This window comes from Pedobacter kyonggii (assembly GCF_004310665.1).
Taxonomy (GTDB): Bacteria; Bacteroidota; Bacteroidia; order Sphingobacteriales; family Sphingobacteriaceae; genus Pedobacter; species Pedobacter kyonggii.
Genome location: NZ_SIXF01000002.1, coordinates 80,769 through 90,372, shown reverse-complemented (window position 1 = coordinate 90,372; position 9,604 = coordinate 80,769). Strand labels below are relative to the sequence as shown.

The 9,604-nt window shown below is 35.8% G+C and carries 6 protein-coding genes; all 6 read right to left on the bottom strand.

The window, feature by feature from the left end; genetic code table 11:
• Positions 1 to 3: 3 nt before the first annotated feature.
• Positions 4 to 3,114 (bottom strand): non-ribosomal peptide synthetase, encoded by a 3,111-nt coding sequence (locus EYS08_RS03020; RefSeq protein WP_131028379.1) that lies wholly within the window; start codon positions 3,112 to 3,114, stop codon positions 4 to 6.
• A 120-nt stretch (positions 3,115 to 3,234) separates the two neighbouring features.
• Positions 3,235 to 4,455: a radical SAM protein gene (locus EYS08_RS03015; RefSeq protein ID WP_165456353.1), complete on the bottom strand. Its 1,221-nt coding sequence runs from the start codon at positions 4,453 to 4,455 to the stop codon at positions 3,235 to 3,237.
• A 47-nt stretch (positions 4,456 to 4,502) separates the two neighbouring features.
• Positions 4,503 to 6,122: a B12-binding domain-containing radical SAM protein gene (locus EYS08_RS03010; RefSeq protein WP_131028377.1), complete on the bottom strand. Its 1,620-nt coding sequence runs from the start codon at positions 6,120 to 6,122 to the stop codon at positions 4,503 to 4,505.
• A gap of 158 nt (positions 6,123 to 6,280) precedes the next feature.
• The gene (locus tag EYS08_RS03005) at positions 6,281 to 7,192 is read right to left on the bottom strand and encodes an amidohydrolase family protein (protein WP_131028376.1); all 912 of its coding nucleotides are present in this window, start codon (positions 7,190 to 7,192) and stop codon (positions 6,281 to 6,283) included.
• Between the two features lie 3 nt (positions 7,193 to 7,195).
• Positions 7,196 to 8,770: an AMP-binding protein gene (locus EYS08_RS03000; protein ID WP_131028375.1), complete on the bottom strand. Its 1,575-nt coding sequence runs from the start codon at positions 8,768 to 8,770 to the stop codon at positions 7,196 to 7,198.
• Positions 8,771 to 8,808: 38 nt separating this feature from the next.
• Entirely contained in the window at positions 8,809 to 9,597 is a 789-nt protein-coding gene (locus EYS08_RS02995; RefSeq protein ID WP_131028374.1) for a carbon-nitrogen hydrolase family protein, read from the bottom strand.
• Positions 9,598 to 9,604: the final 7 nt, after the last annotated feature.

Below are 9,604 nucleotides of genomic sequence, written 5' to 3'. Positions count from 1 at the left end.
TTATTATATAGTTATCCCTATATTATCGTTAACGTTCCGCCCATCATTGATTAGCTGTTCTATTTTCTCTGCGATCTTCTTGACAGAAGAATTACTATAAAGAAAGACATGAGCAATGTCCACATCAAATTTTTTCTCAACCATGGATCTCATTTTGACCAATAAAATAGAATTTCCTCCCAGCCTGAAAAAATTATCGGACATACTGATGTGACCAGATTCAATATTTAGAAGTGTGGCCCAGATAATTGTCAGTTGTCTTTCTACCTCATTGGTCGGCTCATAATACGATTCAGAACTAACTGTCAGTTCCTTTTTCCCCAATATCTTTTTTGAAATTTTACCGCTGTTAGTGCGAGGCATTTCATCAATCTGGGCAAAAAAAGAAGGGATCATATATTCAGGGATAGACTCTTCAAGGTAAGCTCTAATCTCATCTATGTCACAAATGAGTTCACTTGTAAAATAACAGACCAGATATTTTTCGCCATTTTTTTCCTTTACAAGTGCAGCTGCCTCTTTTACATATGCAAGATCTAAAAGACTATTTTCGATTTGTCCCAATTCAATCCGATTGCCCCTTATCTTGACCTGCTCATCTATCCTACCTAAATATTCGATGTTTCCATCGGGTAACCATCTTGCTAAGTCGCCAGTCTTATATAACCGGGTACCTTCTTCAAATGGATTATCAATAAACTTTTCACGGGTCAGCTCTATTTTATTTAGATATCCCCGAGCAACTCCTATTCCCGAAACACACAGTTCTCCTTCAATACAAGCTGGTAGCAGTTGCATATGGTGATCTACGATATAGATCTTAAAATTATCTATAGGTTTTCCGATTGGCACCCTTGATATTTTCTCTTTGGGACAGGTATAATAAGATACCTCTATGGTTTCTGCAGGGCCATAAAGATTAATTAGCCTAACCTTAGTGCCGAGGGTTATATCATTAAAATCATTTACTGTGTTAGCGAGAAGGGCTTCGCCACTGGAATATATATATTTTAATTTATCAAATAACGTCTGATCACTTTTCTTCACATATGAAATAAATAAGTCAAGAAATGACGGGACAAAATGAATAATCGTGACTTCCCCACCTTTAATTTTTATCATAATCTGTTCAGGATCCTTTTCTAGCCCATCTTCGAGTATGTAGACACTGGAACCGGTTTTGACCCACCAGAATATTTCCCATACAGAAACATCAAACATTATTGGTGTCTTCAGAATCATGACATCTTGGTGTTGTATGGGATACTTTTCATGCAGCCACAAATCACGATTGATAATAGCTTTGTGTTCAATCATCACCCCTTTTGGATCACCTGTAGAACCAGAGGTGTAAATAACATAAATAAGGTCATCAATCTTATTTATGAGCTTTAAAGGGCTTACGACTACGGAATTAAGGATATCCTCGCTTAACAAAACAAGATCAATATCTGATTCGAAATAATGCTTATCAGCCATCAAAATCTTTGCACCACTAGCTTTTAGGACATTCTTTATCCACTTTTCGGGCAGGGAAGGATCAAGGGGCATATAAGCTGCACCCGCACGGATAATTCCGTGGGCTGCAAATATCAATTCCGGTGATCGCTTACAAATAACCGCGACAATGTCATTGGGTTTGACCCCTTTTGAAAGCAATAAGTTTGCAATCTGGCACGACTTGGCCTCTAGTTCTCCGTATGAAAAGCATTTAGTATCAGTTCTTATCGCAATTCTCGTAAGATTTGCGGCATACGATTTTTCCAGTAACTCAGCTAGGGTGATTTGGCCATTTATCAAAACGTCCTCTTGGTCGTACTTCACTATGGATTGATCAATTCTGAATTTGATTTCAGCAATTTTACTATTGGGATTTTCCAAGACTGTGCTTACGATCTCCTTATAATATTGCGTTATTTTATTTATCGTAGATAAATCATAAATGCTTTTATCATAAATCATCTCAAATTTAAGCTGATTTCCCAAATCAAATGCTTGAAGAAACAGTTCAAAATGTGCAACCTTTTTTTTGCAAAGCAACCATTTTACCTGCAGATCATCAACCTCATCCTCGAACTGTTTATCCTGTAGAGCGAACATGATTTCAAATAAGGGATTCTCATTTACTTTTCTTTCTACCTTCAGCTTACTAACCAACTCATTGAATGGATACGTTTGATGATTATAGAAATCTATAACCTTATCTTTAACTAATTTAAAAAACTGGTTGATGGTTAATTGATGATCAATTTCTATTGGCATTGCAACAGTATTTACAAACATGCCAAGGAGATTGCGTTGATCTTCGTTGGCTCTCTGATCGAAAGGAGCACCTATAACAACAAAACCAGCATTACTCATTTTATGGATGAGTAGATAGTAGATACCAACCAGTCCGATAAATAAGGAGAGCTTATTTTTAAAAAGCCAGGTTTTCAGTTCTACCGATTGTTGTGCTGTAAGCTCAAAGTTTACGCTATTTCCGGCATACGTCCTGTCCTGAGCTCTTACCCTATCCAATCGAATCGGATTTGCCTCGTAATTTTTGTCCAGGAACTGTTTTAACCAAAAATCTTCGCCCGAAGGTATGACTGGGTATACTCCACCAAGATAGTCGCTATAATTGAGGAGCAGATCAGATTGTTCTAATCCATTATAATGTTGAAATATTTCCTTAGCTATTAAATTGAAAGACCATCCATCAGAAATAATATGATGAACTATAGCAACGAAAATAAATCTTTTTGCCTCAACTTTAATTAAAATAAACCTGAATAAATTGTCAGTTTCAAGATTAATGGCAGTATCATTTAATGTATTTATCCAATCACTCAGATTTGTTCCTTCTTTTTCTTCGTATGAAATAAGCTCAGGTTTGTAAAAAAAATAAGGAAGTATGTACTGCTCGATCCCACCTTCTCGATTTTTTATAAAAGCTGTCCTTAATGCTTCTTGCCTTTTTAGTAGCACATTTATGCTAACACTAAACCGATCATAATCAACTTCACCGAACATATCGTAAGCAACAATATTATTGTAGACCAGGGAAAGTCTTTCATTTTGGCTTAGGAGCCAAATTGGAAGTTGAGATGAGGTCAAAGGATAAGCGTTCATGTTTTATAATGCAGTGTTTATATCTTCAGAAAATCAACCTATATAGACCATTGCCCGTGCAGAATGACTATATGAGTTTAATACATAATTGCTATAATTCATTCTGGAAGAATTATGATACTAACATTGATCAAGGAAAGAATCCTTCACAAAAGAGTAGTCATTATCTTTAGTTTCCTGATATGTCACATCAAAATTTGTTTCCGTTTGCAACCGATTGAAAGGACTACGGCTTTCCAATACTTTAGTCATCTGAACAAACCTAGAAATTATAACTTTATCTTGTAATTTTTCTGAGAATGACGATGAGGGAGCCCCCTCAACAGCACTATAGCCATTATGCTGAACATTGTCAATGTACTTTTCATTTTTAAAAAACTCCAACAATTCCTTGAACATTGTTTCAGTCTCACCAGGGAAACCAACTATAATATCTACGCCGAGAAAAAGATACGGACAGGCTGTCTTTAACTTTACTATTGCGTCGTAAGTTTTTTTATGATCGGTTCCTCCCCGCCCCATACGGATCAATAGCTCATCATTTGTGTGTTGCATTCCCAAATGCAGGTTTTTTATAGCCCCTCTTTTGCAAAGCGATATGATATCATCAATATATTCTACCAGCCACTTATGATCCATGTTACTAAAATTAAATTCAACATTAGGCTGAATAAGTAACAAGCTTTCTATCAACTCGATTATCGTTGTACCAGAATCTGTACCATACGCAAAGGTATCTTCCCCCATTAGGTAGAATTTACTATACCCATCATCTATTCCTTTTATGAACTGAGCTTTTATTTCTTCAGCGGGAACACTAATGTGTTTGCCTTTAGCTTTATATATTACACAAAAAGTGCATTTACGTATACAACCATTGGATATTTTAATATGAAAGATTTTGGACTCTTCGGTAATTTCACTTTTTTTGTGTGGACGTATAATATTGGTAAGGTTGACATCTTTATAGGGAACAACCGCATTGATAAGATTGTCAATAGTTGTTTCAAAATTCAGCTTTACAAGTGTCCCTGAAAAAGATCTCTTCCACTCTTCTTCATGGGTTGTAGGAATGCACCCTGTCATTACTACATTATTTGCAAAACCAATGGATTCAAGCTCTAAAAGCAAATTTTTCACCTTTTCCAACATTAGGTTATGGAAGCCGCAGCCACTTATGACAACCATGTCTACATCAAAGGAGTCACATATAATCCAATTATTCGCGATAAAATACCGTTCGAGTGTTGAATAATATTGGACATGACGTTCGCAGTTGGTATTATTCGTAACGATAGCCACTTTCTTAGAGACCAAAGGCATTAAATTAGAATTTTGCATAAACATTTATTTTCTTGTTAAACTAGTCACTAAAGTCATTTCAAAATTTAGATCACCACTTTATATTCTCGTTGCAACTCTACCAAAGACGGGACTGAATTGTTATGAAGTTTTTTCCATCTCCTATCAGCGATGTACCACTCTGAAAAATTATATGGGTTCTGAATTTTATACTCCTCACAAACTTTGTTAAACTTAAACGCCCTCTTTTGGTTATTATAAAGATCTGTAGAGCCTTTCACTCTCCAAGTTTGCATCATAGTTTGTTCACTTAACCTGTCTGAGAAAACAGGATCAACACCCAGTTCTGTAGCCCATTTGTCTGAGGCAACTTGCCCTTTTAAAAAGAAAGCAAATGGATGGCATTCTGCAGAATATATATATTCATTCAATTCTCTCAAAAGATCCAATGTTTCTTCAAAATCTTCGTCTGTTTCACCAGGGTATCCCGCGATCCAATATGTGGTGGTCTTTATTCCAGCTAGAGCCAGGTTCTTCAACGTTTTTCTTATCTCATCTTTGGTTATTCCTTTATTCATTAGGGTTAAAACCTTGTCCGAGCCACTTTCAATGCCCAATCGCGCTCGGTAAAAACCCGCACTTTTCCATAGCATGACATTTTCCCAAACCATAGCCGCCTTAGAAACGCGTAAATATCCGTCCCAGAACAATTTTCTACCCGTTTTGAGAATTTCGGTAGATAGATTTGTTATAATAGGATCCAATAATGAATCACCCAATAGAAATAACGACCTATCATACTTTTCACTTAGTACAATCATCTCCTCTACCGCCTCAGGTATACTTCTCTTTCTATATTTCCCCCATTGGATAGTTTCAGAACAGAAATGACACTGAAAGGGACAACTTCTGGATATAAAGGTAGATATGTATGGATATCTATCCATATCTAGATTATCAAAGTCCGGGGTACGTAGCTCTGAAAAAGATACAGGATCCTTCAGATCTTTATTGCTGTCATATATCTTTTTCGCATCATCTAATTCTCCATTCAGATATTTTAGAAATAAAACCTCTCCTTCTCCAACAATTATTTTATCTAGATAAGAAGACATTTCCTGCATTAAGGCATTGAAATTCGGTCCTCCAGGAAATAGCTGATCTGCGAATATCCCACCGCCAACAATAATTTTCACTTCAGGGTACTTTTCCTTTATCTTTTTAGCTACAAAAAGTGAGGGGCCAATATTTCCGTTAAAAAGTGACATCCCCAAAACATCAGGGATTATTTCATTGTCGTATCTATCGATGTAATCAGACAAACCTTTATAAAAAATAGTCAATTCATTATCTAGCGCCCACAGTATTTCTTCCTCAATGTCATAATTAAAATGTTTGTATATAAGTTCTTTTAGCAGCTCCAGATAGGGTACATGTTCGGATCTTCTGAAATGTATGACAGCGTGATACATCAGTAAATAATTACCAATGGTATTAATATTTCCTTGATACTTCTCAGGGAGGCCTTTTTTTAAAAGCGCCATGTATGTCCTATGAGTCTCTAGGAATTCAGGAGCCGCATTGAGATCATGAGTCTTGATTTCAAAATTTCCGTATGTATTTAAAAAGCTTTTTAATATAGAAATACCCAAAGGAGGAATAAATGGGGACCAGAATGGCAGCAACATTAAGTCAATTTTCTTCATTTTATCATACTATTAATATATACATTCAAGTCTATTCTATTTCCCTAATGTAACAACAAATATTGAAAATCAGCACACCTGAACTTAAAATATTAAACCTTATTCTGACAATTTAAATGATTTATCAGAATAGAAAACGTCCACTATTGTCAATCCTGCTATCTTAGATTTAATACTTCTTGAGCATTTTTATAAAAAAATAATTCCAAATAACTGTCCTTCATAACATTGAGATCCTTAAAATAGTCAACCCATTTTTTTTGAGTGCCCATCATATTGAACATGGGCCAGTCTGTCCCAAACAAAACCTGATTTGGCACATGTCTAAATAAGCTTACAAGAGATTTTTTGATAAAATACTCATTATGACATTCTTTTTGAAAACCCGAACTTTCAAGAAAAACGTTTTTGAACTTCCTTGCTATTGATAGGTTAACATCGAAATTTTGAAATGCAGCATGACCAAGTACAAAACGGACATCGCTAAACTGGGAAGCCACCTCACAAATAGAACTGGGGTACTCCCTTTCAATCTTCATGCTGGATAATGAAGGCCCGGTATGTGTCAATACCGGAATATTGTATTGCCCACATAATTCGTAATAAGGATATAAACGCTTATCATTTAATTCATATCCGCAAGGTGGATATAATTTTAGCCCTTTAAATTTATAATTGACTATCCCTCTTTCAAAAAGGTGTAATCCCTCATCCCCTCTCCGTGGATCAGCACCTGCGAAAACTATAAATTTATCAGGATTTTTTGTTAAAATACCGTGATAATAACCATAAAGATATTCTAGGCTCAACTTGGACTCATCTAATCCATAGCCCCAGTCGGCGATCAACAGCACTGTCTTGGATATACCAGCCAATTCCATTTGAGCAAGTAATTCGTTGCAATTTTGATCGTCAAGTCTTTTTTTGATGATTTTATTTAAAATAACAGGGTTCAACAGACCGATGTCACTTTTACCTATAACATCAAATGCCTCTTCTTGTACTCCCGTTATAAAGAAGGGGTGGTATAGCTCATGAAAAGCTATATGTGCATGCATATCTATCACCATAAATTAATAAGGATTAGTCAGGTACATGCTATCAATTTCTTCGGTAAACTTTTGGTGAATTAATGTCCTATTCAGCTTAAAAGATGGCAACAAAGTGCCATTTTCAGTACTAAATGGCTCAGCTAATAAATTGAAATTCCCTACCCGCTCATCTTTTGGAAGATGATCATTTATTTCTCTTAGGAGATGATGTATGGCATCTTTGTCAATTTCCTTGTTCTTAGCAACGATTAAGACTGTCAAATACGGCCTGTCATTTCCTACGACAACGCAATTATCGATAAAATCATGAGTATTGATTCTAAGTTCAACTGGGCCAGGATGGATTTTTTTTCCATTAGATAAGATCAGCAAGTCTTTGATCCGTCCGGTTATAAATAAGTAGCCATCCTGATCCAAATACCCAATATCACCAGTTGCTATCCATCCTTCAGCAAGAAAAGTCTGATCATTTATAGACTTGGTGGTATTAAAATATCGTATGTTTTTTATGTACTTTCCCCTTACCAATATCTGTTCGTTCTCATCAAACATTATTTCTTTATTTGGAAATACTTTTCCAACACTTCCTAATCTATAACTACCTGGGTAGTTCAATGCTAGCATTCCGGAAATTTCACTCATACCATATCCTTCATATAATGGAACCCCCATTTTATGATAAAAGTCAATGATGAATACTTTACATGGAGCCGAACCCGTTAAGAAAAATCTCATTTCTCCACCCAAAAATTCTTTGAAAACCCGAACAATATCATTGTCATGTATTTTTTTTAAGCCTGACAGATGATCAGCCAACTTATTTTGCAGAGTAACATCCGACTGTACATTCAGCATGAACAGATTATAGAGGCTTTCAAAAAAATACGGGATACCTACTGTAAAGGTAATTTTATCATTTTTGAGAACTTTAAACAGATAATTTGGACTAGCTATAACAAGATTGAAGCCATGCAATATGGCTAAATAAATATAACACCTCTCTAGGTAAATATTTAACGGTAAGAAGACCAACATTTTGTCCTTCGGTCCGATGTCAAACATTTCAGAGGCACTTGCAAACTGATCAAAAAAAGAGATTGCCCTTACCTCAACTGCTTTATTTATACCCTGGGTCCCAGAAGAGAATATTGTTGTAAAAGATTCTTCTGCTTCATATCTAGCCGGTATAAAATTTGCAAGTGTTTCATTATTACTGCAAAGCACTGAAAAGGTAACAACCCTATCGTCTAAAAATTCAAGATTGGTAAAGACCGTTGAAACCTTAAACTCTTCTACAATATCTTCAATTTCATATTTTTTATTTTCATCAAGGGGAACAGTAAATACTCCCATCACTACACACGCCAGATCCACAATAACATATTCATAACAGGTCGTACCTATAATGGCCACCCTATCGCCCTTCATGAGATGTAAAGTTTTTAAATGGGATAAAACCCTTAAAACGTCATGATAAACATTTTTGAATTCTTTTTTTAATTTCTCACCTTTTTCATAAAACTCAATATAGTTGTCATTTGACTTTTTCAAATACTCAAAGATATTATTAAGGTCTACAAACGAAGTATCTAACATAACTAATCTAAATTGTTTAAAATACGTAAAAGCAGTTTTTATTGAAAGGACTTTGGCCTGAATCTTTTTGCAAGCTCTCGTGTTGCCAATTCCAGGTCAATATCGATGGTTAATAAATCTTCTTTTCCGAACTCAGAGTGAGCTATGCACTGTCCAACAGGACTTATCACACTTGAAACTGCTTCTGGAAACTTAAAGCTATAATTAACTGACGCATAAAATATATTATTTTCCATCGCTCTGCATATCATTGCTTTTTCATAGTAAGGATTATCTTTCGCTCCCCATTCAGTTAAAATATCTCCATCAGTGTCGCTTCCTGCACAAAACGGATGAAATACCAATTGAGCTCCCCTTGTTGCCGCCCAACGTACTGACTCAGGATACCTGAATCCTTCGTGACAGATAACCAACCCTATTTTCGTACCATTTATTGTAAAAACTGACCGGGTATCGCCAGCTATAAATATTGCGTCTTCTGAAGGATCCAACTGATTCTTAGTTTGGCAACCGATAACTTCTCCCTTATCTGAAATAACAAAAGCCACATTCAGGATATTCCCATCTTTATCCCAGTCCATGGGAATGATTACATTTATGCTGTGTTCCAACGCAAGTGCACACACTTTCTCAAGCGCAAACTTTAGTCGTTCTTGGGAGTGGGGCTCAATTTCAAATTCAAGTCCCCGCATTCCTGGAAGATATGACTCTGGAAAACAAATAATTTCGGCCTTTCTCAAGGCAGCTTCTTTTATAAACCGCTCAACAGTGGTAATTCCAGTTTCGAGAGAGTCCGGAAATATTGGAGAGGCCAGTGCTATAATCATGCTTTAA

Excerpts from the sequence above, each read along its gene's own strand:
- EYS08_RS03020 (WP_131028379.1), bottom strand. The coding sequence starts at position 3,114 with ATGAACGCTTATCCTTTGACCTCATCTCAACTTCCAATTTGGCTCCTA.
- EYS08_RS03015 (WP_165456353.1), bottom strand. The coding sequence starts at position 4,455 with ATGCAAAATTCTAATTTAATGCCTTTGGTCTCTAAGAAAGTGGCTATC.
- EYS08_RS03010 (WP_131028377.1), bottom strand. The coding sequence starts at position 6,122 with ATGAAGAAAATTGACTTAATGTTGCTGCCATTCTGGTCCCCATTTATT.
- EYS08_RS03005 (WP_131028376.1), bottom strand. The coding sequence starts at position 7,192 with ATGGTGATAGATATGCATGCACATATAGCTTTTCATGAGCTATACCAC.
- EYS08_RS03000 (WP_131028375.1), bottom strand. The coding sequence starts at position 8,770 with ATGTTAGATACTTCGTTTGTAGACCTTAATAATATCTTTGAGTATTTG.
- EYS08_RS02995 (WP_131028374.1), bottom strand. The coding sequence starts at position 9,597 with ATGATTATAGCACTGGCCTCTCCAATATTTCCGGACTCTCTCGAAACT.